The organism is Rhodococcus sp. 14-1411-2a (assembly GCF_002259485.1).
In the GTDB taxonomy this organism is placed as follows: Bacteria; Actinomycetota; Actinomycetes; order Mycobacteriales; family Mycobacteriaceae; genus Rhodococcoides.
Genome location: NZ_NPGA01000020.1, coordinates 550,992 through 577,983, shown reverse-complemented (window position 1 = coordinate 577,983; position 26,992 = coordinate 550,992). Strand labels below are relative to the sequence as shown.

Genomic DNA, 26,992 nt, shown 5'->3' with positions numbered 1-26,992 from the left:
GGTAGTGGCCTTTCGGATACGAGATCCGGTGGGCTTCGATCGATGGCCGCCTCCGCGCAGCCGCGTCCCGAGAGAAGCTCGGAGATGGACGGCACAGGTATGCCGCCACAGCCAGGAGGGCTGGTGGTGTGTCCACGCGGGCACGGCAAAGACGAGAGGACGAGAACAGAACACATGTCGGAAACCACAACCTTGGACGTCGAAGAAGGCGTCTACGAAGCAACTGCGATCATCGACAACGGCACGTTCGGCAAGCGGACCATCCGCTTCGAGACCGGCCGCCTCGCGCAGCAGGCCGCAGGCGCAGTCGCCGCGTACCTCGACGAGGACACCATGCTGCTGTCGGCAACGACCGCCGGCAAGCACCCTCGTGAGGGCTTCGATTTCTTCCCGCTGACGGTCGACGTCGAAGAGCGCATGTACGCCGCGGGCCGTATCCCCGGATCGTTCTTCCGCCGCGAGGGCCGTCCGTCCACCGACGCCATCCTCACCTGCCGCCTGATCGACCGGCCGCTGCGTCCGACGTTCGTCGACGGACTGCGCAACGAGATCCAGGTCGTCATCACGGTCATGAGCCTCAATCCAGCCGATCTGTACGACGTCGTCGCGATCAACGCGGCATCGGCCTCGACGCAGATCGCCGGACTGCCGTTCTCCGGGCCGATCGGCGGCGTTCGCGTCGCACTGATCGACAAGCAGTGGGTCGCGTTCCCGACCAACGAGCAGCTCGAGAAGGCCGTGTTCAATATGGTCGTAGCCGGCCGCATCGTCTCCGGCTCCGGTGCCGACGCAGACGTCGCGATCATGATGGTCGAAGCCGAGGCCACCGAGAACGTCATCGAGCTCATCGAGGGTGGCGCTACCGCCCCCAACGAAGCGGTCGTCGCCGAGGGCCTCGAGGCATCGAAGCCGTTCATCGCAGCCCTGTGCACCGCACAGCAGGAGCTCGCGTCCAAGGCAGCAAAGCCCACCGGCGACTATCCGGTTTTCCCGGCGTACCAGTCGGACGTCTTCGAGGCCGTCGAGAACGCCGCGAAGATCCCGCTCAACGAGGCGCTGACCATCGCAGGCAAGGCCGAGCGTGAGAGCAAGCTCGACGAGGTCAAGGCTCAGGTGCTCACGTCGGTCGGAGACAGCTTCGCCGGCCGCGAGAAGGAGCTCGGTGCCGCATTCCGCGCACTGACCAAGAAGTCGGTTCGCCAGCGCATCCTCACCGATCACTTCCGCATCGACGGCCGCGGCATCACAGACATCCGGTCGCTGTCCGCCGAGGTCGCGATCATCCCGCGTACCCACGGATCCGCCCTGTTCGAGCGCGGCGAGACCCAGATCCTGGGCGTCACCACCCTTGACATGGTCAAGATGGCGCAGCAGGTCGACTCGCTCGGGCCCGAGACGTCCAAGCGCTACATGCACCATTACAACTTCCCGCCCTACTCCACCGGAGAGACCGGCCGCGTCGGTTCGCCGAAGCGTCGCGAGATCGGCCACGGCGCACTCGCCGAGCGCGCTCTGCTGCCGGTTCTGCCCAGCCAGGCAGAGTTCCCGTACGCCATCCGCCAGGTCTCCGAGGCACTGAGCTCCAACGGCTCGACCTCGATGGGCTCGGTCTGTGCATCGACGCTGTCGCTGCTCAACGCCGGTGTGCCACTGCGTGCCCCGGTCGCCGGAATCGCAATGGGCCTCGTGTCCGACGAGGTCGACGGTGAAACCCGCTACGTCGCCCTCACCGACATCCTCGGTGCCGAGGACGCATTCGGTGACATGGACTTCAAGGTCGCTGGAACCAAGGACTTCGTCACCGCACTGCAGCTCGACACCAAGCTCGACGGCATACCCTCCAAGGTGCTCGCCGGCGCGCTGTCGCAGGCCAAGGATGCGCGCACGACGATCCTCGAGGTCATGGCCGAGGCCATCGACACCCCGGACGAGATGAGCCCGTACGCACCTCGCGTCACCGCGATCAAGGTGCCGGTCGACAAGATCGGCGAGGTCATCGGGCCCAAGGGCAAGATGATCAACTCCATCACCGAGCAGACCGGTGCCAACATCTCGATCGAAGATGACGGCACTGTCTACGTCGGTGCAGCGGACGGCCCGTCCGCACAGGCCGCGATCGACATGATCAACGCCATCGCCAACCCGCAGCTGCCGAAGGTCGGCGAGCGATTCCTCGGAACCGTCGTCAAGACAACGGCTTTCGGTGCATTCGTCTCGCTGCTCCCGGGCCGCGACGGACTGGTGCACATCTCCAAGCTCGGTAACGGCAAGCGCATCAACAAGGTCGAGGACGTCGTGAGCGTCGGATCCAAGTTGCGCGTCGAGATCGCCGATATCGACAACCGCGGCAAGATCAGCCTCGTTCCCGTCGAAGACGACAACGCTGCTGCTCCCGCCGACGCTCCCGAGGCACCCGCCGAGGTCAGCGCTGAGTAAGAAGCAATCGAGCCGAACGGTACGTCCCCTCGGGACGTACCGTTCGGCCGTTCCAGAGAGCACCGGCATCGACACGGGCGTGCAACGCACCACTCTGCCCGGCGGTCTTCGGGTCGTCACCGAGTTCGTGCCAGGCGTTCGGTCGGCCTCGGTCGGTGTTTGGGTCGGAGTCGGCTCGCGCGACGAGCAACCCAGTGTTGCCGGTGCGGCACACTTCCTCGAACATCTGCTGTTCAAATCGACGCCCACGCGCAGTGCGCTCGAGATCGCCCAGGTGATGGACGGTGTCGGGGGAGAGCTGAACGCGTTCACCTCGAAGGAGAGCACGTGCTTCTACGCGCACGTGCTCGACGAGGACGTGGCGCTCGCCATCGATCTCGTCAGCGATGTGGTGCTTCGCGGCCGCTGCCGATCGGCAGATGTCGACGTCGAGCGCCAGGTGGTCCTCGAAGAGATCTCCATGCGCGACGACGATCCCGAGGATCTGCTGGGAGATGCCTTCCTGGAAGCCATGTTCGGTGATCATCCGATCGGGCGTCCGATCATCGGCTCCGTCGAATCCATCGAGTCGATGACCCGTGCGCAGTTGCACTCGTTCCACGTTCGCCGCTACACGCCGCAGCGCATGGTCGTTGCTGTCGCTGGCAACGTCGATCACAAGCAGATTGTGTCGTTGGTGCGTCGCGCTTTCGGGGGCCATCTGGAAAAGGGACTGCGACCGGCCGAAAGGCGAAGCGGCACAGCGCGATTGCGTAACGCCCCCACATTGAGCCTGACCACTCGTGACAGCGAACAGGCACACCTGTGCCTCGGCGTACGTGCGTTCGGTCGACACGAAGGGCATCGCTGGGCGTTGTCCGTGCTGAACTCGGCAGTGGGCGGCGGGCTCAGCTCTCGTCTGTTCCAGGAGATCAGGGAAGAGCGCGGACTGGCGTACTCGGTGTACTCCTCGGTGGACACGTTTGCCGACAGCGGTGCGTTCTCCGTCTACGCGGGTTGTCAGCCCGAGAACCTGGGCGAAGTGACCACGGTGATCAGGGAAGTGCTCGCCAAGGTCGCCTCCGAGGGCATCACCGACGCGGAGTGTGCGCGGGCCAAGGGTTCGCTGCGCGGCGGATTGGTTCTGGGACTCGAGGATTCGGGCTCTCGGATGAACCGGATCGGTCGTAGCGAACTGAACTACGGCAATCACCGCGACATCACCGATACGTTGGCGCGGATCGACAGTGTCGGCAACGACGAGGTACGCGAGGTCGCTGCCGTGTTGCTCGACCGTCCTTTCGGTGCCGCGGTGGTCGGCCCCTACAAAAACGTTCGCCAGCTGCCGGCGTCGGTCAAGTCTCTGGTTCGGTAGCGTCGGCGATCACGTCGCTGTTTCCGTGCACGGAGGTCCACAGTCGCAGGGCGGTGAACTGTGGATTCTCCGGTGCGACGGTGGCAACCGTGCTCTCGGCGTTGACGTGTATGCCGCTAAGGTCGACAATGCAGCATGAACAGCGATGGGCGTACCGTCCTCGTCACCGGTGTGAGTCGACGCCTCGGTATCGGCTACGCTATCACTCGTAGGTTGCTGCAGGATGAGCGCGGCCGCGTCTTCGTTCAATCCTGCGATTCCTACGACGTGAGCGAGCCGTGGGGAGCGGGGACGCCGGGAGCAGTACAGGTTCTGGCCGAGTTGTCCACCGCGCCAAGCAGGCTCGGGCATCTCGACATCGATCTCTCCGATCCCGAAGCACCTGCCGCCCTGTTCGATGCTGCCGAATCCAGGTTCGGAGCCGTCGACTCGTTGGTCATCAACCATGCGCGATCACAGCTGGGCGACGTGGGGTCTCTGACGGCAGAGAGCCTCGACCTGACGTGGGCGGTGAACGTGCGCGCGTCCTTACTTCTGGTGCAGGAATTTGCGGAACGGTACGTCGATCACCGCGACGGCGGACGCATCGTGCTGTTCACGTCCGGGCAGGGTGAGGGGCCGATGCCGACCGAGATTCCCTACGCGGTGACCAAGGGCGCGATCGCCGCGATCACACCGACCTTGGCCGATTCGCTGATCGAACGGGGTATCACCGTCAACACGATCAATCCTGGTCCGACCGATACCGGTTGGGCGAGTGCCGATCTGGACACGTTCGTCTTGCGCCACATGCCGCGGGGTCGTTGGAACTCTCCGGACGAGGCCGCGGCGGTCGTGGCGATGCTGCTCTCGCCCGATTCGGGCTCGATCACCGGTCAGGTCATCGGTGCCGAAGGCGGATTCCGACGCTTCACGCCGTGACGCCTCGGTCAGAGCTTCTTCTTGCGCAGCAACAGCTTCCAGGGCACCAATGCCGACTCGAGCTGAACCGACAGGCTCATCTTGGATTCGCCCTCGCTGCGCTCCTCGAAGGTGATCGGCACTTCGGCGAGAGTGAGGCCGTGCTTGACGGTTCGGTAGTTCATCTCGACCTGGAATGCGTACCCGTTGCTCTCGACCGAGGCAACATCGATGGTGCGCAGGGTGCGCGCGTGCCACGCCTTGAATCCCGCTGTCGCATCCTTGACGCCGAGGCGCAGGATCGTGTTGACGTAGAAGTTCGCCCATGCGGACAGGGCCTTGCGGTGCCAGGGCCAATCGGCGGCGACCGCTCCGCCCGGTACGTATCGCGATCCGAGCACCACGGCCGCGTCGGTGGTGTTCAGTTTGTCGATCATCGCCGGGATCACCTCGGTGGGGTGCGAGAGATCGGCGTCCATTTGAATGACGATGTCCGCACCCTCGTCGAGGGCCCTGGTCATGCCTGCGACGTACGCGCGTCCGAGCCCGTTCTTCTCCGTGCGGTGCAGAACGCTGACCTCGATGGGGCCGTCGATGGCCAACTTGTCGGCGACGTCGCCGGTGCCGTCGGGCGAATTGTCGTCGACGACCAACACACCGAGCCCCTCCACCTGCAACCCTGCCAGCAGCTCGACGAGCTTGGGGAGGTTCTCACGTTCGTTGTACGTCGGTACAACGACGGTGGTCTTCGGGGCGACTCGTTCCGTACTCACCACCGTATGATCCGTGATTCGGGGTTCCGATCCAAATATCGGACACGACCGGCCGTGTCGGGTCGGTATCGTGGGTCGTTTTCGAGCGCCGGTCGACTCATGCCCGAGTCGCGTCGACGAATACGCCGCCGCGCAGAATCGGAACGCTCGAACTCGAATCGACCTCGGCTGCGATGTCCACGTCTTCCAGGTGCCCCATCCCGGCCAATTCACGACTGGAGCCGCATTGCCGCAGCTCCGAGCCCACGTCTCGCTCCACGGCTCGCCACGCGGACGCAGCTGCGCGCGCCTCCGGGGAGACATCGGCAGCTCCGGCGTCGACGAGGGCAGCGATGACTGCACCGGCACCCCACAGGTCCTCGACGGCGGGCCGGAGGGATCCGTCCGGCCACTTTTCACCGCCCGCTATGACCGCTGTCACTGCGTTTGGGTTCCTGGCACGTATCCACTGCGCTACGGCCGATGCGTTTCTGAGCGACGCGCCCACGCACAGCGGGGCCGTGCTCGCGAGCTCGTGGGCGATGGTGGATCCGTTCGGTGACGGCAGCACCAGTCGTGTCGGAGCAGGCGCGGCCCGGACGGTCGCCGGGCACAAGCTGATCAGGCCCGGTGAGGCGGCCGACCGCCCCACGGCGAGGACCGCGTCGAACTGCTCGGCCAACTGCGTGGCCCGGTCGTCGCGCCACCGACTGGGGATGACGTCGATGCCCGCGTCCACAGCAACCGTGAGAGTGGTGGTGAAGGACAGGACGTCCACGACGACGGCGACGTCTGCGCCGTCGACGATGGCGTCGGCACCGGACAGACCCCAGTCGAAGCGGAGCCCGAATGCGTTCTGGGACAGTACGGGGTCGGCCGGCATTGCGGAACGGTATCAAGTCCGGTGCCGGTGATACCTTCGGCGCGGGATCGAGTGGGGGAGGTAGACATGCAGCTGGACCTGGACACCAAGGTGATCGTCCTCGTGGCCGGTCTCCTGCTGCTGTGGGCATTGGGATTGGGGGTGATCAAGTATCACCAGATGTCGACGTCACCGGATGGCACTGCGCATCGTTATGTCGACATCGCCCATCGGGCAGCGTTGATGTACTCGTTCGCCGCCCTGGTGCTCGCAGTGCTGGCGCAGTTCAGCGCGTGGTCGGTCACGGTGGACCTGATCGCCGCGTCGGTGGTGCTGGTGTTCTTCGTCGCAGCCGTCGCGAGTTACACCGTCCACGGATTTCGGCGAGACACCGAGAACCAGTTCGTCGATCCCGTCCCGGGGACGCACCTGTTCATGGTGTCGTTGATCGTTGCCGAAATCGGCGGTACAGCGGTGCTCGTGGCCGGGTTCGCGTGGGAGCAGTTCGGTCCGAGCTGAGACCTGGAGCTACCGAGGGTCCAGGTAGAGCTCGGCGGTCTCGGTGGCTACCGCGGACACTGCAGCAGCAAGACCGGGCTCGAGGTCCAGCGCAGTGGCGAGTCGTTCTCCGCGCAGCCCTTGCGTTCGGAGTAGGTCCCAGGCCTGTTCCACCAGCCGCACCGAGGTGGGGTGGTCCAACTCGGGACGGTTCGATCGCAGGGCGGTCGCAGCCCAATCCGCGTCGAAAGTTCCGTTGGGCGGACCGAACACACGCTCACCGGACGAATAGCTCTTCGGGTCCATACCCTCTGACGCTAGCAGGATCGGAGGTCGGTGCAATCATGACCGAATCGCGTCGACGCAGCACTACCGAACCGATCGGTTTCTTCAGTACGGTGAGGCGATGTACGACGGCCACCGCAGGGCTCCGGTCGCGCTCTCGGTCGTCGGATCACTGATACTCGGTTTTGTCGCGGGCTGTGCCGGCGCAGGGGGCAGTGGCCCGGTCGACGAGGTCTCGGCCGACACGAACTACACCACGGTCACGGGATCACTGGTCGTCGGTGATCCAATGTCCAATCCCAGGCCGACCGTCGAAGCGCTGCCGCCCGCGGTGACAGAGCTTCCTCTGAGCCTCGATGGCGCGCGATTCCCAGGTGCGTCGCCGGTCGGTGTCACCGACGTGGTGTTCGCGGAGTCGGCGGCCGTCGAATTCAGGTTGGCAGGCAACGGCCCCGTGTCCTATACGGTGCGGTACGTCGACGAGGCCATTCGCTACGGCACCAGTGAACCGCTGGCAGTGCCGGGGAGATCGGTGTTGCAGGTGGACCTGTCGGGTACGTCGACGGACTCCGACGACACCTTCTCTCCGTATGCTGGGCCGGAACGGGTGCGAGGTGACGCGGAGTCTACGATCGTCTCGGCCGATTTTCTGGCTGATCCCGGCGGAATCTCGCAGGCTTTCATCGGAGTTGCGGCCGATCGACCCGCGTTCACGGTGACAACCACCGAAGAACCGGCCGCGGTCGTCGTCACCGTCGAGAACTGACCGGCGCAGCAACGTCGAATACATGTCGGCCGTGGCTGTTTCGATCCGTATGCCGGGGACCGCGCGGTAGCATCGCGATGTGTCCGACGCCACAGCGGGAACGAGTCCATCCGGTCGTGTCCGCGTGCTCGTGTACAGCAGCAATGCCGCAACCCGCGCCCAGGTGCGGTCTGCCGTCGGAACTCGACCGGATCCTGCACTCGGTGACATCGAGTACGTCGACATCGCCACGGCAGCCGTTGTCATCGAGCACATGGATGCAGGCGATGTCGCGTTGGCGATTCTCGACGGCGAGTCCTCACCTGTCGGCGGTCTGGGTCTGGCGAAGCAGTTGAAAGACGAGATCCTCGACTGCCCACCGGTGTTGGTACTCATCGGACGTCCGGACGATGCGTGGTTGGCCGAGTGGTCGCGCGCCGAGGCTGCCGTTCCGCACCCGCTGGATCCGATCCGGCTGGGTCGAGCGGTGGTCGATCTGCTGAAGCAGCGCTCGGTACGCGTCGGTGCCCGGGTCTCTCGATCGCGCTAGATCAGACCGTTTTCTCCGATGCAGGCACAGTCAGCACGAACCGATGGATCACGCCGGCGACGACTGCTCCGAGTACGGGGAACACCACGAACACCCATAGCTGGGACAGGGCAGGTCCGCCGGCGAGGAGGGCCGGGCCGAGGGACCGAGCAGGGTTGACCGACGTCGAGTCGATTCCGATGCCCAGCAGGTGAACCACGGTCAGGGTCAGGCCGATCGGTATGCCGGCTGCAACGACGGGGTGAACGGTGGGAGCCGTGGTGGCCAGTACGACGAGGACGAGCAGGCCGGTCGCGATCGTCTCGAACACCGCGACCGACGCCAGCCCGTATCCTCCGGGCGAGGCGCTGCCGAATCCATTGGTGCCCAGACCGTCCGACGCCATGTCGTATCCGGGACGGCCGGACGCGACGAACAGTACGATCAGCGCGCCGATCAGTGCACCGACGGCCTGAGCGACGATGTAGAACACAGCCTTGATCGGGGTGATGGCGCGAGCGATCAGGGCTCCGATCGTCACAGCCGGGTTGATGTGGCATCCCGAGATCGGTCCGATCGCATAGACCAGCGCGAGCAGCGTGAGGCCGAATGCCAGGGCGATGCCCGGGGTTCCGACGGTGTCGCCCGCGATCACCGCGGTGCCGACGCCGAAGATCACGAGCAGGGCAGTTCCCAGTCCCTCGGCGGCGAGCGCCGAGACGGAAATCGATTTCATCATCTCTCCTGTTCCATGTCGGCAGCCTTGTTCGGCCGGCCGAGATCGTCGGGAGGTTTGTCGTTTTCGTCGGTGCGGATCGCATGGGGCCGACAGGTGATCTGAGTCACAGTTCCTTGGCGTACGAATTCGGGTGATCCATGCGCGTCAACGCTTTACGAAAACTGGACTCCTCGAAATCCCGCGAGATCGACACCGAACCCATACTGTGTGGTTCAGGTCACATTGGTACGGCCGTCGCATTTACTACGCGCCGGCGCGGTAGTCGATCGAGGGAGCAGATGCCGGGATGAACGCCTACGTTCCGATCCTCGTTCTCGGTGCCATTGCGGTCGTGTTCGCGGTGTTCTCGGTGATGGTCGGCACCATGGTGGGACCCGCGCGGTACAACCGAGCGAAGTTCGACGCGTACGAGTGCGGAATCGAGCCCACGATGCATGCGCCGACGGGCCAACGATTTCCGGTGAAGTTCTACCTGACCGCGATGCTGTTCATCATCTTCGACATCGAGATCGTCTTCCTCTATCCGTGGGCCGTCCATCTCGATGTTCTGGGCGCGTTCGGACTGGTTGCCATGGCACTGTTCGTCGTCAACGTGTCGGTGGCCTACGTCTACGAGTGGCGGCGAGGCGGACTCGGATGGGACTGACGTCCAACCACTGATCGGCGACGGCACGATGCACGGTTCTCACCTCGAGTGGATGCGGAAAGAGTGTGATCGATGGGACTCGAAGAGAAGCTACCCAGCGGATTTCTGCTGACCACCGTAGAGGGGTTGGCCGGATACGCTCGTAAGGGCTCGTTGTGGCCCGCGACCTTCGGTCTCGCGTGCTGCGCGATCGAGATGATGGCCACCACCTCCGGTCGGTTCGATCTCGCGCGATTCGGCATGGAAGCGTTCCGTGCGTCTCCGCGACAGGCGGACCTGATGATCGTGGCAGGCCGTGTCAGCCAGAAGATGGCACCCGTGCTGCGGCAGGTGTACGACCAGATGGCGGAACCGAAATGGGTCCTGGCCATGGGCGTTTGCGCGTCCTCGGGCGGAATGTTCAACAACTATGCGGTGGTGCAGGGCGTCGACCACATCGTTCCCGTCGACATCTATCTACCCGGTTGTCCGCCCCGACCCGAGATGCTGCTCAACGCAATCTTGGAGCTCCACAAAAAGATTCAGCAGATGCCGCTGGGTGTCAATCGCGAGCAGGTGCGCGCGGCCGCCGAGGCTGCGGCGTTGGCGTCCACCCCGACCATCGATCTGAAGGGGCTGCTGAGATGACGCCGCACGGACCCCGCGGAATGTTCGGCGTCCGGGGGAGCGGTGACACCTCCGGCTACGGCCGGTTGCAGCCGCCGTTGGCATCGGTGGACACGGCTGTCCGGCCCTACGGCAGCTACTTCGACGCCGTGGTCGATCGATTGGCCGCGGTCCTCGACACCGGTGACGCGGCCGTGCCGTTCGAGGACGCCGTCGAGCGTGCCGTGATCTTTCGCGACGAACTGACGCTGCATCTCTCGCGAGAACACGTGCCCGCCGTGGCCCGCGCTCTCCGTGACGACGAGGAACTGAGATTCGAATTGTGCACGGGAGCATCGGGTGTGCACTACCCGGATCAGGTCGGCCGGGAACTGCGCGCGGTCTACCATCTGGTGTCCATCACCCACGGACGCCGCCTGCGACTCGAAGTCGCTGTGCCCGATGCGGATCCGCACACACCGTCGCTCTGCGCGGTCTATCCCACCAACGACTGGCACGAACGTGAGGTCTACGACTTCTTCGGCATCGTGTTCGACGGTCATCCCGCACTGACGCGGATCGAGATGCCGGACGACTGGGTCGGACACCCGCAACGCAAGGACTATCCCCTGGGCGGAATTCCCATCGAGTACAAGGGCGCTCGGGTCGCGCCTCCCAACGAGCGCAGGTCGTACAACTGATGAGCGCAACCGACGAAACCATCTATGCAGTGTCGGGCCAGGACTGGGACGACGTGGTCGAACTTGCGCGCGGGTCGACCACGGAACGCATCGTGGTCAACATGGGTCCGCAGCACCCGTCCACCCATGGTGTGCTTCGGTTGATTCTCGAGATCGAAGGCGAGACCGTCACCGAGGCCCGGTGTGGAATCGGGTACCTGCACACCGGTATCGAGAAGAATCTCGAGTATCGCAACTGGACTCAGGGCGTCACGTTCGTCACTCGGATGGACTATCTCTCGCCCTTCTTCAACGAGACCGCGTACTGCCTCGGGGTGGAGAAGCTGCTCGACATCACCGACGACATTCCCGAGCGCGCGACGGTGATCCGGGTGATGCTGATGGAGCTCAATCGGATCTCGTCGCACCTCGTTGCATTGGCCACGGGTGGAATGGAATTGGGTGCCGTGACGGCGATGCTGTTCGGCTTCCGGGAGCGCGAGCTGATTCTCGACGTCTTCGAGGCCATCACCGGACTTCGAATGAACCACGCCTACATCCGTCCCGGCGGCTTGTCTCAGGACCTGCCCGCCGATGCGATCGACAAGGTCCGCGAGTTGCTGCGGGTTCTTCCCGGACGGCTACGCGATCTCGAACTCATGCTCAACGACAACCCGATCTGGAAGGCCAGAACCGAGAACGTCGGCTACCTGGACCTCACCGGATGCATGGCCCTCGGCGTCACCGGGCCGGTGCTCCGATCGACCGGACTGCCCTACGATCTGCGCCGGTCCGACCCCTACTGCGGGTACGAGAACTACGAGTTCGATGTCGTCACAGACACCGGATGTGACTGCTACGGGCGCTATCTGATTCGCGTCGAAGAGATGAAGGAATCGCTCAAGATCGTCGAGCAGACTCTCGATCGTCTTCGGCCCGGACCGGTGGTCATCGACGACAAGAAGATCGCCTGGCCGGCCGAACTCGTCTCCGGACCCGATGGTCTCGGCAATTCTCAGGACCACGTGCGCACCATCATGGACACCTCGATGGAGTCGTTGATCCACCACTTCAAATTGGTGACCGAGGGCATGCGTGTGCCGGCGGGCCAAGTGCTGTCCACGGTGGAATCGCCGCGAGGCGAACTGGGTGTGCACATCGTCAGTGACGGTGGAACTCGGCCGTACCGAGTGCATTTCAGAGACCCCTCGTTCACCAACCTGCAGGCGGTTGCCGCGATGTGCGAGGGCGGCATGATCTCCGACGTCATCGCTGCCGTCGCCAGTATCGATCCGGTGATGGGCGGGGTGGACCGATGACCACGCCACGCTCGGAGCCGGTGCTCGTCCAACTCGGAGCTCGCCCCGAGGAAGCAGTACAGCTGGTCGGCCCCGACGCACGTGCGTTCTATCCCGCCGACGTTCGTGCCCGCCTGCGCGCCGACGCCGAGGTCATCCTGAGTCGTTATCCTCAGGCCCGATCGGCGTTGCTACCGCTGCTGCACCTGGTGCAATCCGAGGACGGATATCTCACGCCGGCCGGAATCGAATTCTGTTCGGACGTACTCGATCTCACCGGAGCAGAGGTCACCGCGGTCGCGACCTTCTACTCGATGTACCGCCGCGAGCCCACCGGAAACTACCGCGTCGGAGTGTGCACCAACACCCTGTGCGCTGTCATGGGCGGCGACGCCATCATGGATGCCCTGCGTGATCACCTCGATATCGACCACGGCGAGACCACCGCCGACGGCACCATCACTCTCGAGCACATCGAGTGCAACGCCGCCTGCGACTTCGCACCGGTGATGATGGTCAACTGGGAGTTCTTCGACAACAGAACTCCGGCGTCGGCACGAGAACTGGTCGATGCGCTTCGATCCGGTGCGCAGGTGACCCCGACCCGCGGCGCTCCGCTGTGCACGTTCCGCGAGACCGAGCGGATTCTGGCCGGCTTCGCCGACGATCGGCCGGGTGCACTCGAATCCTCCGGCAGCGCAGGCGAAGCCAGTCTCGCGGGTCTGCGGTACGCCCGTGAGCACTCGATGACGGCTCCCCGGGCCGTCACCGGCTCCCCGGACGATCATCCCGATCTCGGTGCCGAAGCAGTGGCGGAAACGGTGCGCGAGAAACCGGCTCCGGCTCCTTCGGCGACCGTTCCACCGCAGCCGAACACCACCGAAACCGATCCACCGACGAAGGGGAAATGACATGGCCCTGACGCCGGTGCTGAGCGAGTTCTGGGGCGAGAAGGACTCGTGGACACTCGACACCTACCGCAGTCACGACGGCTATCGGGGGCTCGAGAAGGCCCTCGCCATGGACCCCGACGATCTCATCGCGTTCGTCAAGGACTCCGGCCTGCGCGGCCGTGGCGGTGCGGGATTCCCCACCGGAACGAAGTGGAGCTTCATTCCACAGGGTGACGGGAAAGCTCACTATCTGGTGGTCAACGCCGACGAGTCGGAGCCGGGCACCTGCAAGGACATGCCCTTGATGATGGCGAGCCCGCACACGTTGATCGAAGGAATCATCATCGCGGCATACGCAATACGTGCATCGCACGCATTCGTCTACGTTCGAGGCGAAGTGGTACCGGTGCTGCGCAGACTGCAGGCCGCAGTTGCCGAGGCCTACGACGCCGGCTACCTGGGCAAGAACCTCCTCGGATCGGGGTTCGACCTCGAGCTGGTGATCCATGCCGGGGCCGGGGCCTACATCTGCGGCGAGGAGACGGCGCTGCTCGACTCGCTCGAAGGGCGACGAGGTCAACCCCGACTGCGTCCACCGTTCCCCGCGGTGGCAGGCCTGTACGCGCGGCCGACGGTGGTCAACAACGTCGAATCCATCGCCAGCGTCCCGGTGATCCTGCGCAAGGGCATCGAATGGTTCCGATCGATGGGTAGCGAGAAATCACCCGGGTTCACCCTCTACTCGATCTCCGGCCACGTGTGTCGACCCGGCCAGTACGAGGCCCCGCTGGGCATCACCCTGCGGGATCTGCTGGACTACGCGGGCGGTATCCGGCCCGGTCACGAGCTCAAGTTCTGGACACCGGGAGGATCGTCGACACCGATGTTCACCGGCGAACACCTGGACGTGCCGCTCGACTACGAGGGCGTCGGTGCCGCCGGATCGATGCTGGGTACCAAGGCCCTGCAGATCTTCGACGACACGACCTGCGTCGTGCGAGCAGTGTTGCGATGGACGGAGTTCTACGCACACGAATCCTGCGGCAAATGCACGCCGTGCCGAGAAGGAACCTACTGGCTGGTGCAGATCCTGCGCCGCCTCGACGGCGGAACCGGTACCGAAGCCGACCTCACGACACTGCTCGACATCGCGGACGGCATCGCCGGAAAATCGTTCTGCGCGTTGGGAGACGGAGCCGCAAGCCCGATCGTGTCCTCGCTGAAGTACTTCCGCGACGAATACATCCGACACGTCGCCGAACAGGCATGCCCATTCGATCCACACCGATCGACCCTGATGGCAGAGGAGCTGACGTCATGACGGCACAGACGGAGCAATCGGTCACTCCGGTCGAAATGGTGACACTGACCATCGACGACCACGAGATCAGTGTTCCCAAGGGCACGTTGGTGATTCGCGCCGCCGAGCTGATGGGCGTGCAGATTCCGCGCTTCTGCGATCACCCGCTGCTCGATCCGGTGGGGGCGTGCCGGCAATGCCTGGTCGACGTCGAAGGGCAGCGCAAGCCGTTGGCGTCCTGCACCACGACAGTGGCCGAGGGCATGATCGTGCGCACCCAAGTGACATCGGAGTCGGCGGAGAAGGCGCAACGCGGCGTCATGGAGCTGCTGCTGATCAACCATCCGCTCGATTGCCCGGTGTGTGACAAGGGCGGTGAGTGTCCACTGCAGAACCAGGCGATGGCTGCGGGCAGGGCCGAGTCCAGGTTCGTCGAGACCAAACGCACGTACCCCAAGCCGATTCCGCTGTCGGCCGAGGTGTTGCTGGACCGCGAACGGTGCGTCCTGTGTGCGCGATGCACTCGTTTCGCAGCTCAAGTGGCCGGCGATCCGTCCATCGAGCTACTCGAACGTGGTGCGATTCAACAGGTGGGGATCTTCGGCGACGAGCCGTTCGACTCCTACTTCTCGGGTAACACCGTGCAGATCTGTCCGGTGGGTGCGCTGACCAACACCGAGTATCGGTTCCGGGCGCGCCCGTACGACCTCACCTCGTCGCCGAGCGTGTGCGAGCACTGCGCTGGGGGCTGTGCTCAACGCACGGACCATCGACGCGGCAAGGTCCTGCGACGGCTGGCCGGTGACGATCCCCAGGTCAACGAGGAATGGAACTGCGACAAGGGCCGGTGGGCATTCAAGTACGCCACCGAACCCGATCGCATCACCGCGCCGATGATCCGCGACGAATCCGGGGAGTTGATCGAAACGTCGTGGTCGGCTGCATTGGCGGCTGCGGCAACGGGATTGGCCGCATCGGTCGGACGTGCCGCAGTACTCGTGGGCGGACGATCGACTCTCGAAGACTCCTACGCCTATGCCAAGTTCGCCCGAACAGTGCTGCACACCAACGACATCGACTTCCGCAATCGGGATCACAGCGCCGAGGAAGCGAGTTTCCTGGCCGGTCGTATCGCGGCGGCCGGGTTGGGGGTCACCTACTCCGATCTCGAGAACGCCCCCGTGGTGCTGCTGGTCGGCTTCGAGCCCGAGGAAGAGTCACCCCTGGTTTTCCTGAGGCTGCGTAAGGCGCACCGCGCGAGCGCAGTAGTGGTGGCATCGATCGCGCCGTTCTCCTCCCGGGGCCTACGGAAGCTGGACGGCGTCCTGCTGCAATCGATTCCCGGCGACGAGCCGGGCTGGCTCGATGCGTTGCACGTCGGGGATCGCGGCACCGAATCGATTGCACATCTTCTCCGGGAGCCCGGTGCGATCGTTCTCGTGGGCGAGCGGCTCGGCTGCGTTCCCGGTGGTCTGGCGGCGGCATCGAAACTGGCGGACGACACCGGCGCGAGCCTGGCCTGGATTCCTCGACGCGCCGGCGAACGCGGTGCGCTCGACGCAGGGGCGCTGCCGAACGTCCTGCCCGGCGGGCGTCCTGTTGCCGATGCGGCTGCGCGCGCCGAGGTGGCCGCGGTGTGGGGAGTGCCCGAGTTGCCGGCGGAGGTGGGCCGTGACACGGCGGCGATCCTGGCCGACGCAGGAACGAATCGCGCTCTGGTCGCGGCGGGAATCGATCTCGACGATCTGCCGGACCCCCGGGAGGCACTCGCCGCACTGGACCGATCGGCGTTCGTGGTGAGCCTCGAACTGCGCCACAGCGCGGTCACCGAGCGGGCCGACGTGGTGTTCCCGGTAGCACCGGTGGTCGACAAGTCGGGAACTTTCGTCGACTGGGAAGGACGGCCCCGTACGTTCGACACTGCACTCGGTGCAGGCGCGGTGATGCCGGATCAACGCATCCTCGACACCATCGCCGCGCAGATGGGCGTCGAACTGGCCGTGCCCGACGCGGCAGCGGCACGCGCCGAGATGGCTCGCCTCGGTGTGTGGCACGGCCCGCGCACCGCGGTGGCCCGGGTGGCACCCCGCGCGGACGTTCCGACCCTCGGTCCGGGGCAGGCGATTCTGGCCACATGGCGGATGCTCATCGATGCGGGACGAATGCAGGACGGGGAGGACAATCTCGCCGCGACCGGTCGCACACCCACCGTTCGGTTGTCGGCCGCAACGGCCTCGGCCATCGGAGCGGCGACCGGCGACCTGGTGAGTGTTGCGACGGACCGCGGCTCGATCACGTTGCCGCTGACGATCACCGATCTGCCCGAAACCGTGGTGTGGATACCGATGAACTCGCCCGGTTCGACGGTGTATCGCTCGCTGGGGGTGCAGTCGGGCGCTGCGGTGAGTATTCGGCGTGGTTCTGCGGAACGACCCGGGGGTGCAGGAGTGGAGCCTGCGGAACGACCCGGGGGTGCAGGAGTGGAGCCCGCGGAACGACCCAGGGGTGCAGGAGTGGAGTCTGCGGAACGACCCAAAGGTGGGCAGTCATGAACGTGGCCGCGCCGACCGATCTGTCGATGTTCGGCAACGATCCGTGGTGGCTGGTTGTCGGCAAGGCCCTGGCGGTCTTCGTGTTCCTGGTGTTGACGCCGCTGGTCGCGATCTACGCCGAACGCAAGATCATGGCGTGGATGCAGATGCGGGTGGGGCCGAACCGGGTGGGCCCGTGGGGGCTGTTGCAGTCGCTGATGGACGGGATCAAGCTGGCGTTGAAGGAGGGGATCACTCCGACCGGCGTCGACAAGCCGATTTACGTTCTGGCTCCGATCATTTCGGTGGTTCCTGCGTTCATGGCCTTCGCCGTGATTCCGTTCGGTCCCGAGGTGTCGGTGTTCGGTACGACGACGCCGCTGCAGATGACCGACCTGCCGGTGGGTGTTCTGTACATTCTCGCGGTCACGTCGGTGGGTGTGTACGGGATCGTGTTGGCGGGGTGGGCGTCGGGTTCGACCTATCCGCTGCTCGGTGCGCTGCGTTCGACGGCACAGGTGATTTCCTACGAGGTCGCGATGGGCCTGTCGTTCGCGGCGGTCTTCCTGTACGCCGGGACCATGTCGACTTCCGGAATCGTTGCTGCGCAACAGAACACCTGGTACATCTTCCTGCTTCTGCCGTCGTTCCTGGTGTACGTGACGGCGATGGTCGGCGAGACCAACCGCGCTCCGTTCGATCTGCCCGAGGCGGAGGGTGAGTTGGTGGGCGGATTCCACACCGAGTACTCGTCTCTGCGTTTCGCCATGTTCATGCTCGCCGAGTACATCAACATGGTCACCGTCTCGGCGCTCGCGACCACGCTGTTCCTCGGCGGCTGGCAGGCTCCGATTCCGTTGAGTCTGTGGAGCGGTGCCAATTCGGGGTGGTGGCCGGTGCTGTGGTTCACCCTCAAGGTCTGGGTGTTCCTGTTCGTGTTCATCTGGCTGCGTTCGACGCTGCCGAGGCTGCGCTACGACCAGTTCATGAGCTTTGGCTGGAAGATTCTCATTCCTGTTGCCCTGATCTGGGTGATGGTGATCGCGACGGTACGGGTACTCGGGGCCGATCGTTACGACGTACCGCTGGTCACGTTCGTCGTGTCGATGATCTTCGCGGTGGCCGTACTGGGTTCTTTGCTGCTGATGGTGCGCAGGCGTGCACGGGAGCGGAACGTGCCGCCTGGTGTGCCCGTCGCCGAGTTCGACGCTGTGGCAGGCGGATTCCCTGTACCTCCCATTCCCACTAAAGGCTCGACTTTCCCGAGCCGGCACGCCGGTGTGCGCTCATCTGCCGCCAGTTCGTCGAAGGAGAACGCCGATGCCTGAATTTCTGGGTCCCATAGCCGGTTTCGGAGTCACCTTCGCGACGATGTTCAAGAAGGCCGAGACTGAGTTGTATCCGGAGGAGAAGAAGCCGACGGAGGTTCGCTACCACGGTCGTCATCAACTCAATCGGTACGCCGACGGTCTCGAGAAGTGCATCGGTTGCGAACTGTGCGCGTGGGCTTGCCCGGCCGACGCCATCTATGTCGAAGGAGCCGACAACACCGAGACCGAGAGGTTCTCTCCGGGTGAGCGCTACGGCGGGGTCTATCAGATCAATTACCTGCGGTGCATCGGGTGTGGATTGTGTGTGGAGGCCTGCCCGACCAGGGCTCTCACGATGACCAACGAGTACGAACTCGCCGGTGACAACCGAGCCGATCTGATCTACGAGAAGGACTCCCTGCTGGCTCCGCTCGAGCCGGACATGGTGGCCCCGCCGCACGCGATGGCTCCGGGCCGTTCGGCGGAGGACTACTACCGCGGCATCGTCACCGGCGACGATAAAACAAACGAAACCGAGGGCGGTCCGGTTCGATGACTGCCATCGCTCAGCTCGCCCTCGAGGCCACGTCCACCGGTGAGGCAGTGCAGTTCTGGACCCTCGGCGTCGTAGCCGTCATCGGTGCACTCGGCGTGGTGGTGAGTACCAAAGCCGTCTACTCGGCATTGTTCCTCGCTGCAACGATGGTGGTGCTGGCGACCTTCTACATGGCGCAGGGGGCGTTGTTCCTCGGTGTCGTGCAGATCGTCGTCTACACCGGTGCGGTCATGATGCTGTTCCTGTTCGTGCTGATGCTCGTCGGAGTCGACACCTCGGAGTCGCTGACCGAAACCCTGCGCGGGCACCGCATCGCGGCCGTCGTCATCGGAATCGGTTTCGGGCTGTTGATCATCGGGGTGCTGCTGCGCGATTCGGTCCGGAACGGTCGGCTCGACTTCGCCGGTCTCGACGCCGTCAACTCCACCGGAAACGTCGAGGGCCTGGCCGAGCTGATCTTCGTCGAGTACGTGTGGGCGTTCGAGTTGACCGGGGCACTGCTGATCACTGCCACCATCGGGGCGATGATTCTGGCGCACCGGGAAGCTCTGGGGCCGGTCAAGGGACAGCGAGAAATGGCCCGGGATCGATTCCGCGATGGTTCGAGAGTGACACCGCTGCCGAGTCCAGGGGTGTACGCCCGCCACAACGGGGTGGATCGCCGCGCTCTGTTGCCCGACGGAACCGAATCCGAGTCCTCCGTCAATGCCATGTTCGCGGATCCTCGGATCGAGCGTGACGAGCGATGAATCCGGAGAACTATCTCTACCTGTCCGTTCTGCTGTTCACGATCGGCGCGGCAGGCGTGATAGTCAGGCGCAACGCCATCATCGTGTTCATGTGCATCGAATTGATGCTCAACGCAGTCAATCTCGCGTTCGTGACGTTCTCCCGAATGCACGGCAATCTCGACGGGCAGTTGTTCGCGTTCTTCACCATGGTGGTCGCCGCTGCCGAGGTGGTGGTGGGCCTGGCCATCATCATGGCCATCTTCCGTTCTCGTCGTTCTATCTCCATGGACGAGAATTCACTGATGAAGAACTGACGGGGGAACAACGATGTCGATCCTGTGGCTTCTTCCGGCTCTGCCGGCGTTCGGTGCGGCGTTCCTGTTGCTCGGTGGCCGGCGCTGCAACTCCTGGGGGCATCTGGTCGCGACGGCGGCAGCGGTGTCGTCTTTCGTGGTGGCCGCGGTGGTGTTCGCCTCGATGCTCGGGCGTGACGAGTCGAACAGGACGCTCACCCAGACCCTGTTTCGGTGGGTTCCGGTCGACGAACTGCAGGTCGACTTCGGTTTGCGCGCAGATCAACTGTCGATCTGTTTCGTCCTGCTGATCACCGGAGTCGGGTCGCTCATACACGTTTACTCCATCGGCTACATGAGCCACGACGCCGAGCGGCGGCGCTTCTTCGCGTACCTCAACCTGTTTCTCGCCGCCATGCTGCTGCTGGTTCTGGCCGACAACTTCCTGGGCCTCTACCTGGGGTGGGAGGGAGTCGGTTTGGCGTCGTACCTGCTGATCGGCTTCTGGCAGCGCAAGCCGTCGGCTGCATCGGCTGCCCGAAAAGCGTTCGTGGTCAACCGAGTCGGTGACATCGGCCTGGCCGTTGCGCTGATGATCATGTTCGTGAACTTCGGCTCCGTCCAGTACGACGACGTGTTCGCCGGAATCGGCGAGGCGAGCGAATCGGTGGCCACCGCCATGGCGCTGATGTTGCTGTTGGCGGCGTGTGGAAAGTCGGCGCAGGTGCCGCTGCAATCGTGGCTCGGGGACGCCATGGAGGGCCCGACACCGGTGTCGGCACTGATTCACGCGGCCACGATGGTCACGGCCGGGGTGTATCTCATCGTTCGCTCCGGACCGGTGTTCGAGGCGTCGCCCACCGCCCGCGCGGCCACCGTCACCGTCGGTGCGGTCACCTTGCTGTTCGGTGCCGTCATCGGTTGTGCGAAGGACGACATCAAGAAGGCGCTCGCGGCATCGACGATGAGTCAGATCGGGTACATGGTGCTCGCAGCCGGGCTCGGCCCCTCCGGTTACGCCTACGCCATCGTGCTGTTGATCTCGCACGGCTTCTTCAAAGCGGGCTTGTTCCTGGGCGCGGGCTCGGTGATGCACGCGATGAACGACGAGACCGACATGCGACAGTTCGGTGGACTCCGCGCCGCGATGCCGATCACGTTCGTCACGTTCGGCCTCGGCTATCTCGCGATCATCGGACTGCCGCCGTTCTCCGGCTTCTTCGCCAAGGATCCGATCATCGAGGTTGCATTCGCCGCCGAGGGAGTGGCAGGTCCGATTCTCGGCTGCGTGACATTGCTCGGTGCAGGGCTGACGGCCTTCTACATGACTCGGGTGATGCTGTTGACGTTCTTCGGTCCGAAACGCTGGTCCGCGCAGGCACATCCGCACGAGGCGACGGCGACGATGACCGTCCCGATGATCGTGTTGGCCGTCGGCTCGGTGGCGTCGGGAGCCTTCCTCGCGGTGGGTGGGCGCCTCGAGGCATGGCTGGAACCGGTGGTGGGATCGGAACACGAGGAGCACGCGATTCCGGCCTGGGTGGTCACCGTCGCGGTCCTGGTGGTCGTGCTGGTGGGTGCGAGCATCGCGTACCGCAAGTACATCGCGAACGAGGTTCCGCCGACACCACCCGAGGATGTCTCGCCCCTGACCCGAGCTGCACGTGCCGATCTCTACGGAGATGCCGTCAACGAGGCGGCATTCATGCGGCCAGGGCAGACACTCACGCGCGCACTGGTGCACGCAGACAACGGTATCGACGCCGTCGTGGACGGGGTGGGGAGCTCGATCGGTGGCGCATCGACGCGGTCCGGGCGGCTGCAGACGGGCTATGTGCGGTCGTACGCGCTGGCGATGTTCGCGGGAGCCGTTCTCGTGGTACTGATGGTGGTGGCTCTGTGACGACTCCCTGGTTGACCGTCCTGTGGGTACTCCCGATGCTCGGTGCGATCGTCGTCGCCCTGGTGCCCGCCGCTCGCCCGACCGTCGCGCGCAGTGTCGCAGTGGGTTTCGCTGCCGGAACACTGGCCGTGTCGGTCGCCCTGGCAGTGTCGTTCGACTCCGGTGGTGATCGGTACCAATTCGTCGAAGACCATTCGTGGATAGCGGCTTTCGGTGCGCGGTACACCCTCGGACTCGATGGAATCGGCCTGGTCCTGGTGTTGCTCACCACCGTTCTCACGCCCTTGCTGCTCGTCACGGGCTGGTACGACGGCAGTCGCGTCGCGAATTACGGCTCCCGTCGGGTGTCGCACACGTACATGGCGTTGATCCTGGTGGTCGAGTCGATGGTGCTCGTGTCGTTCCTCGCGTTGGACGTGTTGTTGTTCTATATCTTCTTCGAGGCGATGCTGATTCCGATGTACTTCCTCATCGGTGGTTTCGGGGGAGTGCATCGAACGCGCGCCGCGGTGAAGTTCCTGTTGTACAACCTGTTCGGCGGTCTGGTCATGTTGGCGGCCGTCATCGGCCTGTACGTGGTGACCGCGCGACCCGACGGGCCTTTCGACGGCGGGACATTCGATCTGCGCGCGATCGCCGACGCGGCGGCATCGGGCGGACTCGGTGTGGATCCGACGGTTCTGAACGCACTGTTCCTCGGCTTCATGTTCGCGTTCGCTATCAAGGCACCGTTGTGGCCGTTCCACTCGTGGCTACCCGACGCCGCAGTGCAGTCCACACCCGCCACCGCGGTGCTGATGATGTCGGTGGTGGACAAGGTGGGCACGTTCGCGATGCTGCGGTTCTGTCTCGAACTGTTCCCCGGCTCGTCGCAGACGTTCGCGCCGTGGATCATCACACTCGCAGTCATCGGCATCGTCTACGGCGCGATACTGGCGATCGGCCAGACCGACATGATGAGACTGATTGCCTACACGTCGATTTCACACTTCGGATTCATCATTCTCGGGATCTTCGCCATGACCGGTCAGAGTCAGGCCGGTGCCACGCTGTACATGGTCAACCATGGAATCTCCACGGCCGCACTGTTCTTGATCGCAGGCTTCCTCGTGTCGCGTCGAGGATCACGAGCGATCGCCGACTACGGCGGTGTGCAGAAGGTGGCACCGGTGCTCGCCGGAACGTTCCTGATCTCGGGACTCGCCACGCTCTCGCTACCCGGCCTCGCCCCGTTCGTGAGCGAATTCCTCGTGCTGATCGGCACGTTCGGTCGATACGGAGTCGCCGCGATAGTGGCCGCCGGAGCCCTCGTGCTGTCGGCGATCTACATACTGTGGCTCTACCAACGCGTCATGACCGGGCCGGTCCGGGAGGGCAACGAGACGGTGCCCGATCTCGTTCGCCGCGAACTGGCCGTGGTGGTGCCGTTGATCGCGTTGCTGATCGTGCTCGGTGTGTATCCGAAACCTGCGCTCGATGTCATCACCCCGGCAGTGCAATCCACGATCGTCGACAGTTCAGGAGGTCAGCGATGACCACACCCGAGGTGCAGTACGGTCTGCTGGCACCGATGCTGATCGTGTTCTCGGTCGCAGTTCTCGGTGTTCTCGTCGAGGCGTTCGTGCCGCTGCGGGCCCGTCGGATCACGCATGTGGGTCTCGCTCTCGCGGGACTGGTGGCGGCGCTGGCGGCCATCCTGGGTCTGGCAGGCACCGAGGCGTCGGCGATGTCCGGCGCGGTCGCGATCGACGGTCCGACGCTGTTTCTGCAGGGAACCATTGTGCTGGTGTCGATTCCGGCGATCGCGCTGTTGGCGGAGCGCACCGTTGCAGTCACCGGGGCCGGTGCCGAGCGTCGCATCGATTCGTTCACCCCGCAGGCATCGACCACTCCGGGCAGCGTGGCGGAGAAGGAGGCCATCGACGCAGGCGTCGCCCAGACCGAGGTGTTTCCTCTGGCGATGTTCGCGATCGGCGGCATGTTGCTGTTTCCGGCGTCCACGGATCTGTTGACGATGTTCGTGGCGCTGGAGGTGTTGTCGTTGCCGCTGTATCTGCTCTGCGGACTGGCCCGACGACGTCGGTTGCTCTCGCAGGAAGCTGCCCTCAAATACTTTCTGCTGGGCGCGTTCTCGTCCGCATTCTTTCTGTTCGGGGTTGCCTTCCTGTACGGGTACGCCGGAACCGTTCGGTTGGACGGCATCGCCGACGCGATCGCGGTGGACGGTCAGGGCAGATCGCTCGCGCTGATCGGAACCGCCCTGCTCGCGGTGGGTCTGTTGTTCAAGGTCGGTGCTGTGCCGTTTCATTCGTGGATTCCCGACGTCTACCAGGGTGCCCCCACTCCGGTGACAGCTCTGATGGCCACGGTGACCAAGGTCGCGGCGTTCGGTGCGATTCTTCGCATCTTCGGGGTGGCGCTTCCCGGTCTCGAATCGAGTTGGCGGCCGATGCTGTGGGTCGTGGCCATCGCGACCATGGTGCTGGGTTCCGTTGTCGCGGTGACGCAGACCGATGTCAAACGGATGCTGGCGTACTCGTCCGTCGCGCACACCGGATTCATCCTCACCGGAGTGACGGCACTGGGTGATGTGGGTGATTCCGGTGTGTCGGCCACAATGTTCTATCTGCTGGCCTATGCCTTCAGCACTCTCGGAGGGTTCGCGATCATCGGGTTGGCGCGCGACGAACGCGGTGAAGTGAGCGATCTGGAACGGTGGGCCGGAATCGGCCGTCGCTCACCGCTGGTCGCGGCAGTGTTCGGGTTGTTCCTGCTCTCGTTCGCCGGCATTCCACTCACCAGTGGGTTCATCGGCAAGTTCGCGGTGTTCAGCGCTGCCTCGGGCGCTGGGGGAGCGGCACTGGTCGTGGTCGGAGTGGTGTGCAGCGCGATTGCAGCGTTCTTCTACGTGCGGGTGATCGTGCTGATGTTCTTCACCGATCCAGGAGAGCGGACCGCCACGATCGTGCGGCCGACGGCGTCGGTGTCGTGCGCGATCGGGGTCTCGGTGGTGGTCACCGTGGCCCTCGGAGTCTTCCCGCAGCCCGTTCTCGACCTGGCTGCGCGTGCCGGGAACTTCCTGTAACCGTCGAACTGTTACTGCGCAGACTTCATTCGCTGCTTCCACGTGTGCGAGCCGGTACCGACCGGGAGTCCACCGATGGCTCCCGCGAGTCCGAACGTAGGCATGTTGACGTAGATCGCCTCACTGTTCTGTGCTGTCGCGGTATAGGTTTCGTGCCACACTCCGACGTGGCGGGTTGCGGCTACCGATCGATTGAAGGCGCGCCAGGCGGGTGCATGTGGTGCGTCGGGGTCGGAGGCGAACCGGGTGAGGTCCTCGGCGTTGCGCCAATAACTGACCAGCATGGTGGTGCGTCCCAACCACGAGTGGTAGCCGAGCAGCCCGGATGCGGGATCCCGCTCGAGATGGCCGAGCATCCGCGGCATCGCCCGCACCGCAGGTAACCAGGAGCGAACGGCAAGGGGATTGTTGATGCGCATTCCGATGAGGAAGACCGTGACGGTGTCTCGTTCGGATTCGACCGTGGTGCGGCCGTCGATGATGGTTGGCATGACTTGTTCCCGTCCGTTCGAGGATCGAAGCGTTGTGTGACACTGTTATAAAACACCGTTGTGGTAGGTTTCGCAAGTGGCGAGACCAAGAATTCACGACGCCGAGTTGCGGACCCGGCTACTCGAGGCCGCGGCGGAAACCGTTGCGCAGCAGGGCGTCGACTCGTTGTCACTACGTAAACTCGCGGCTGCGCAGAGCACCTCGACCACCGCCATCTACTCACTGTTCGGTGGTCGCGCCGAGCTGCTCGTGGCACTGTTCGCCACGTCGTTCTCGAGCTTCGGGGACGCTCAGCGCGAGGTTCCGGTCACCGGCGATCCCGAGGTCGATCTGCGTGCACTGGCTATCGCGTACCGAGACTGGGCGCTACGCAATCCGCATCTGTACGCGGTGATGTTCGGCGGAGTGCTCGGTTCGATCGATGTATCCGACGAGGCGCAACTCGCATCCGCGGCGATGGACCCGCTTCGGGCGGCGGTGGCACGCGCCGTTGCGGACGGCATCATGGCCGGGGCGCCGGTCGAGTTGATCAGCCACTCGTTCTGGGCGATCGTGCACGGTCTGGTGTCGTTGGAACTGGCGATGCCGACGAACTCCGACGACGAGACCCGTCGTGCGATGTTCGAAGCCGGAACGGAGTCGGTGCTGCGAGGGTGGACGCGTCAGTAGGTGCGCGGGATCCCGAGGATCTTGGTGGCATCGACGGTCATGCCCAACCGTGCCGTCGGAGCGAGTGCAGGCAGATCCGGAAGATCGTCGGGAGTTGCTGTCGCAGCGCCGATCACGTCACCGCCCGCGATCTCGAAGTCGGAGATCGCTCGTCGAAGATGACTGGGGGTCGTCGCCAGCACGAGATCGTCGACGCCGATCTCGGCGGCCAGTGCGGTAGCGCGCTGTGCGTTCTGCACAGTCGAATTCGCGGTCGATTCGATGTGAATGCGGTCGGCCGCGATGCCTTCCTCGACGAGCCATCGCTGCATCGCCTCGGCCTCGGTGACGCCGCTATGCGGATTTCCGCCGGTGACGATGATGGGGGAATCGGGGGAGCGCTCCGCCGCGGCGACGGCCGAGCGGAGACGCTCCACCAACTCCGGGGTCGTGCTGCCGTCGCCGTTCAGGCCCACACCGAGTACCACGATCGCGGTGCGGGGTCCGTCGGTGATCGGGTCGAAGTCGATTGTCTCCGTAGCGGCTTCGTCGATGACGGCGATGGCCCGGTCGACTGCATCGGCGAGGGTGGGAGACAGCGTGTGCAGACGAGCCGAGTGTTGCGCACGCGCATCGGTGTCGGCGGTCGCGTTGGCATAGAACGTCTGCAGCGCTGCCACGTTGGCGTCGTCCGGGGCGGCGAGTGCGAGTGCGTCGAGGGCAGCGAAACCGTCGTCGTAGCGACCCTTCACCAAGGCGTCCTGCGCGCTGTTGTACTGATCTGCGTCGGCCGAGCGGACCGTCTCGGCGGCGGTTGCCGGGGCCGACGCCTCGGGATCGGCCACTGCCGTGAACGAGCCGAAACCGACGGCGAGGGCAGCGGCACAGGACACGACGGCAACGCGAACGGTCGGGTGTCCTCGGCCTTGTCGCACTGCTGA

27 protein-coding genes are annotated in these 26,992 nt (G+C 64.6%); 21 read left to right on the top strand and 6 right to left on the bottom strand.

Going from position 1 to position 26,992, the window contains the following annotated elements; all coding sequences use genetic code 11:
- Positions 1 to 174 precede the first annotated feature (174 nt).
- From CH291_RS23660 to CH291_RS23650, 3 genes are all read left to right on the top strand, one after another.
- A complete protein-coding gene (locus CH291_RS23660) occupies positions 175 to 2,436 on the top strand; it encodes a polyribonucleotide nucleotidyltransferase (protein ID WP_094688771.1) in 2,262 nt (753 codons plus the stop codon).
- Positions 2,437 to 2,503: 67 nt separating this feature from the next.
- Positions 2,504 to 3,790 (top strand): M16 family metallopeptidase, encoded by a 1,287-nt coding sequence (locus CH291_RS23655; protein ID WP_094688770.1) that lies wholly within the window; start codon positions 2,504 to 2,506, stop codon positions 3,788 to 3,790.
- Positions 3,791 to 3,925: 135 nt separating this feature from the next.
- Positions 3,926 to 4,711 carry an SDR family oxidoreductase gene (locus CH291_RS23650; protein ID WP_068050750.1) on the top strand — a complete coding sequence of 262 codons (786 nt, stop codon included), beginning with the start codon at positions 3,926 to 3,928 and terminating at the stop codon, positions 4,709 to 4,711.
- An 8-nt stretch (positions 4,712 to 4,719) separates the two neighbouring features.
- Here the strand turns inward: CH291_RS23650 and CH291_RS23645 are convergent, their stop codons facing one another.
- Positions 4,720 to 5,463, bottom strand: coding sequence for a polyprenol monophosphomannose synthase (locus tag CH291_RS23645; RefSeq protein ID WP_068050753.1), 744 nt, complete (start codon positions 5,461 to 5,463; stop codon positions 4,720 to 4,722).
- A 97-nt stretch (positions 5,464 to 5,560) separates the two neighbouring features.
- Positions 5,561 to 6,325 carry a 2-phosphosulfolactate phosphatase gene (locus CH291_RS23640; protein WP_094688769.1) on the bottom strand — a complete coding sequence of 255 codons (765 nt, stop codon included), beginning with the start codon at positions 6,323 to 6,325 and terminating at the stop codon, positions 5,561 to 5,563.
- 66 nt (positions 6,326 to 6,391) lie between these two features.
- Here CH291_RS23640 and CH291_RS23635 point away from each other — a divergent pair, with 66 nt between their 5' ends.
- Positions 6,392 to 6,823: a hypothetical protein gene (locus CH291_RS23635; RefSeq protein WP_068050748.1), complete on the top strand. Its 432-nt coding sequence runs from the start codon at positions 6,392 to 6,394 to the stop codon at positions 6,821 to 6,823.
- A 9-nt stretch (positions 6,824 to 6,832) separates the two neighbouring features.
- On the opposite strand, the gene CH291_RS23630 is transcribed toward CH291_RS23635, so the two are convergent.
- Positions 6,833 to 7,108 (bottom strand): hypothetical protein, encoded by a 276-nt coding sequence (locus tag CH291_RS23630; protein WP_068050747.1) that lies wholly within the window; start codon positions 7,106 to 7,108, stop codon positions 6,833 to 6,835.
- Positions 7,109 to 7,208: 100 nt separating this feature from the next.
- Between CH291_RS23630 and CH291_RS23625 the strand changes: the two genes are divergently transcribed.
- Positions 7,209 to 7,853 carry an AMIN-like domain-containing (lipo)protein gene (locus tag CH291_RS23625; protein WP_094669996.1) on the top strand — a complete coding sequence of 215 codons (645 nt, stop codon included), beginning with the start codon at positions 7,209 to 7,211 and terminating at the stop codon, positions 7,851 to 7,853.
- A 79-nt stretch (positions 7,854 to 7,932) separates the two neighbouring features.
- Positions 7,933 to 8,382, top strand: coding sequence for a hypothetical protein (locus CH291_RS23620; protein WP_094642113.1), 450 nt, complete (start codon positions 7,933 to 7,935; stop codon positions 8,380 to 8,382).
- A gap of 1 nt (position 8,383) precedes the next feature.
- Here the strand turns inward: CH291_RS23620 and CH291_RS23615 are convergent, their stop codons facing one another.
- The gene (locus tag CH291_RS23615) at positions 8,384 to 9,097 is read right to left on the bottom strand and encodes an aquaporin (RefSeq protein WP_094688768.1); all 714 of its coding nucleotides are present in this window, start codon (positions 9,095 to 9,097) and stop codon (positions 8,384 to 8,386) included.
- 289 nt (positions 9,098 to 9,386) lie between these two features.
- Here CH291_RS23615 and CH291_RS23610 point away from each other — a divergent pair, with 289 nt between their 5' ends.
- The 14 genes from CH291_RS23610 to nuoN all read left to right on the top strand — a co-directional run bounded on the left by CH291_RS23610 (position 9,387) and on the right by nuoN (position 24,911).
- Positions 9,387 to 9,746, top strand: coding sequence for an NADH-quinone oxidoreductase subunit A (locus CH291_RS23610; protein WP_032397854.1), 360 nt, complete (start codon positions 9,387 to 9,389; stop codon positions 9,744 to 9,746).
- 72 nt (positions 9,747 to 9,818) lie between these two features.
- Complete coding sequence (locus CH291_RS23605; protein ID WP_068050739.1) at positions 9,819 to 10,373, top strand: NuoB/complex I 20 kDa subunit family protein; 555 nt, start codon at positions 9,819 to 9,821, stop codon at positions 10,371 to 10,373.
- Positions 10,370 to 11,032: an NADH-quinone oxidoreductase subunit C gene (locus CH291_RS23600; RefSeq protein ID WP_094688767.1), complete on the top strand. Its 663-nt coding sequence runs from the start codon at positions 10,370 to 10,372 to the stop codon at positions 11,030 to 11,032. The genes CH291_RS23605 and CH291_RS23600 overlap by 4 nt, the downstream gene beginning before the upstream one ends.
- Complete coding sequence (gene nuoD / locus CH291_RS23595; protein WP_068050737.1) at positions 11,032 to 12,330, top strand: NADH dehydrogenase (quinone) subunit D; 1,299 nt, start codon at positions 11,032 to 11,034, stop codon at positions 12,328 to 12,330. Before CH291_RS23600 ends, nuoD begins: the two co-directional genes overlap by 1 nt.
- Positions 12,327 to 13,220, top strand: a complete 894-nt coding sequence (gene nuoE / locus CH291_RS23590) for an NADH-quinone oxidoreductase subunit NuoE (protein ID WP_094688766.1) — start codon at positions 12,327 to 12,329, stop codon at positions 13,218 to 13,220. Before nuoD ends, nuoE begins: the two co-directional genes overlap by 4 nt.
- 1 nt (position 13,221) lies before the next feature.
- Positions 13,222 to 14,523 (top strand): NADH-quinone oxidoreductase subunit NuoF, encoded by a 1,302-nt coding sequence (gene nuoF, locus CH291_RS23585; protein ID WP_094688765.1) that lies wholly within the window; start codon positions 13,222 to 13,224, stop codon positions 14,521 to 14,523.
- Entirely contained in the window at positions 14,520 to 17,054 is a 2,535-nt protein-coding gene (locus CH291_RS23580) for an NADH-quinone oxidoreductase subunit G (protein WP_094688764.1), read from the top strand. The genes nuoF and CH291_RS23580 overlap by 4 nt, the downstream gene beginning before the upstream one ends.
- A complete protein-coding gene (gene nuoH, locus CH291_RS23575; RefSeq protein WP_094688763.1) occupies positions 17,051 to 18,361 on the top strand; it encodes an NADH-quinone oxidoreductase subunit NuoH in 1,311 nt (436 codons plus the stop codon). The genes CH291_RS23580 and nuoH overlap by 4 nt, the downstream gene beginning before the upstream one ends.
- Positions 18,354 to 18,899 carry an NADH-quinone oxidoreductase subunit NuoI gene (gene nuoI / locus CH291_RS23570; RefSeq protein ID WP_094688762.1) on the top strand — a complete coding sequence of 182 codons (546 nt, stop codon included), beginning with the start codon at positions 18,354 to 18,356 and terminating at the stop codon, positions 18,897 to 18,899. Before nuoH ends, nuoI begins: the two co-directional genes overlap by 8 nt.
- Positions 18,896 to 19,648 (top strand): NADH-quinone oxidoreductase subunit J, encoded by a 753-nt coding sequence (locus tag CH291_RS23565; protein ID WP_094688761.1) that lies wholly within the window; start codon positions 18,896 to 18,898, stop codon positions 19,646 to 19,648. Before nuoI ends, CH291_RS23565 begins: the two co-directional genes overlap by 4 nt.
- A complete protein-coding gene (gene nuoK, locus CH291_RS23560; RefSeq protein ID WP_008717020.1) occupies positions 19,645 to 19,944 on the top strand; it encodes an NADH-quinone oxidoreductase subunit NuoK in 300 nt (99 codons plus the stop codon). Before CH291_RS23565 ends, nuoK begins: the two co-directional genes overlap by 4 nt.
- Before the next feature lie 13 nt (positions 19,945 to 19,957).
- Positions 19,958 to 21,826, top strand: coding sequence for an NADH-quinone oxidoreductase subunit L (gene nuoL / locus CH291_RS23555; protein ID WP_094688760.1), 1,869 nt, complete (start codon positions 19,958 to 19,960; stop codon positions 21,824 to 21,826).
- A 35-nt stretch (positions 21,827 to 21,861) separates the two neighbouring features.
- On the top strand, positions 21,862 to 23,361 hold the full coding sequence (locus tag CH291_RS23550; protein ID WP_373455164.1) for an NADH-quinone oxidoreductase subunit M: 1,500 nt from the start codon (positions 21,862 to 21,864) through the stop codon (positions 23,359 to 23,361).
- On the top strand, positions 23,358 to 24,911 hold the full coding sequence (gene nuoN / locus CH291_RS23545; RefSeq protein WP_094688758.1) for an NADH-quinone oxidoreductase subunit NuoN: 1,554 nt from the start codon (positions 23,358 to 23,360) through the stop codon (positions 24,909 to 24,911). The genes CH291_RS23550 and nuoN overlap by 4 nt, the downstream gene beginning before the upstream one ends.
- An 11-nt stretch (positions 24,912 to 24,922) precedes the next feature.
- Here the strand turns inward: nuoN and CH291_RS23540 are convergent, their stop codons facing one another.
- Positions 24,923 to 25,402, bottom strand: coding sequence for a DUF4188 domain-containing protein (locus CH291_RS23540; protein ID WP_068050727.1), 480 nt, complete (start codon positions 25,400 to 25,402; stop codon positions 24,923 to 24,925).
- A gap of 76 nt (positions 25,403 to 25,478) precedes the next feature.
- On the opposite strand from CH291_RS23540, the gene CH291_RS23535 reads away from it, so the two are divergent.
- The gene (locus tag CH291_RS23535; RefSeq protein ID WP_068050726.1) at positions 25,479 to 26,072 is read left to right on the top strand and encodes a TetR/AcrR family transcriptional regulator; all 594 of its coding nucleotides are present in this window, start codon (positions 25,479 to 25,481) and stop codon (positions 26,070 to 26,072) included.
- Here CH291_RS23535 and CH291_RS23530 read toward each other — a convergent pair.
- Positions 26,066 to 26,986 (bottom strand): YdcF family protein, encoded by a 921-nt coding sequence (locus tag CH291_RS23530; RefSeq protein ID WP_094642085.1) that lies wholly within the window; start codon positions 26,984 to 26,986, stop codon positions 26,066 to 26,068. The two genes, CH291_RS23535 and CH291_RS23530, sit on opposite strands and share 7 nt — an antisense overlap.
- Positions 26,987 to 26,992: the final 6 nt, after the last annotated feature.

What these genes read in the sequence shown, in the direction of transcription:
- CH291_RS23660 (WP_094688771.1), top strand. Translation starts at nt 175, where the DNA reads ATGTCGGAAACCACAACCTTGGACGTCGAAGAAGGCGTCTACGAAGCA.
- CH291_RS23650 (WP_068050750.1), top strand. Translation starts at nt 3,926, where the DNA reads ATGAACAGCGATGGGCGTACCGTCCTCGTCACCGGTGTGAGTCGACGC.
- CH291_RS23640 (WP_094688769.1), bottom strand. Translation starts at nt 6,325, where the DNA reads ATGCCGGCCGACCCCGTACTGTCCCAGAACGCATTCGGGCTCCGCTTC.
- CH291_RS23635 (WP_068050748.1), top strand. Translation starts at nt 6,392, where the DNA reads ATGCAGCTGGACCTGGACACCAAGGTGATCGTCCTCGTGGCCGGTCTC.
- CH291_RS23630 (WP_068050747.1), bottom strand. Translation starts at nt 7,108, where the DNA reads ATGGACCCGAAGAGCTATTCGTCCGGTGAGCGTGTGTTCGGTCCGCCC.
- CH291_RS23625 (WP_094669996.1), top strand. Translation starts at nt 7,209, where the DNA reads ATGTACGACGGCCACCGCAGGGCTCCGGTCGCGCTCTCGGTCGTCGGA.
- CH291_RS23615 (WP_094688768.1), bottom strand. Translation starts at nt 9,097, where the DNA reads ATGAAATCGATTTCCGTCTCGGCGCTCGCCGCCGAGGGACTGGGAACT.
- CH291_RS23610 (WP_032397854.1), top strand. Translation starts at nt 9,387, where the DNA reads ATGAACGCCTACGTTCCGATCCTCGTTCTCGGTGCCATTGCGGTCGTG.
- CH291_RS23605 (WP_068050739.1), top strand. Translation starts at nt 9,819, where the DNA reads ATGGGACTCGAAGAGAAGCTACCCAGCGGATTTCTGCTGACCACCGTA.
- CH291_RS23600 (WP_094688767.1), top strand. Translation starts at nt 10,370, where the DNA reads ATGACGCCGCACGGACCCCGCGGAATGTTCGGCGTCCGGGGGAGCGGT.
- nuoD (WP_068050737.1), top strand. Translation starts at nt 11,032, where the DNA reads ATGAGCGCAACCGACGAAACCATCTATGCAGTGTCGGGCCAGGACTGG.
- nuoE (WP_094688766.1), top strand. Translation starts at nt 12,327, where the DNA reads ATGACCACGCCACGCTCGGAGCCGGTGCTCGTCCAACTCGGAGCTCGC.
- nuoF (WP_094688765.1), top strand. Translation starts at nt 13,222, where the DNA reads ATGGCCCTGACGCCGGTGCTGAGCGAGTTCTGGGGCGAGAAGGACTCG.
- CH291_RS23580 (WP_094688764.1), top strand. Translation starts at nt 14,520, where the DNA reads ATGACGGCACAGACGGAGCAATCGGTCACTCCGGTCGAAATGGTGACA.
- nuoH (WP_094688763.1), top strand. Translation starts at nt 17,051, where the DNA reads ATGAACGTGGCCGCGCCGACCGATCTGTCGATGTTCGGCAACGATCCG.
- nuoI (WP_094688762.1), top strand. Translation starts at nt 18,354, where the DNA reads ATGCCTGAATTTCTGGGTCCCATAGCCGGTTTCGGAGTCACCTTCGCG.
- CH291_RS23565 (WP_094688761.1), top strand. Translation starts at nt 18,896, where the DNA reads ATGACTGCCATCGCTCAGCTCGCCCTCGAGGCCACGTCCACCGGTGAG.
- nuoK (WP_008717020.1), top strand. Translation starts at nt 19,645, where the DNA reads ATGAATCCGGAGAACTATCTCTACCTGTCCGTTCTGCTGTTCACGATC.
- nuoL (WP_094688760.1), top strand. Translation starts at nt 19,958, where the DNA reads ATGTCGATCCTGTGGCTTCTTCCGGCTCTGCCGGCGTTCGGTGCGGCG.
- CH291_RS23550 (WP_373455164.1), top strand. Translation starts at nt 21,862, where the DNA reads ATGCTCGGTGCGATCGTCGTCGCCCTGGTGCCCGCCGCTCGCCCGACC.
- nuoN (WP_094688758.1), top strand. Translation starts at nt 23,358, where the DNA reads ATGACCACACCCGAGGTGCAGTACGGTCTGCTGGCACCGATGCTGATC.
- CH291_RS23540 (WP_068050727.1), bottom strand. Translation starts at nt 25,402, where the DNA reads ATGCCAACCATCATCGACGGCCGCACCACGGTCGAATCCGAACGAGAC.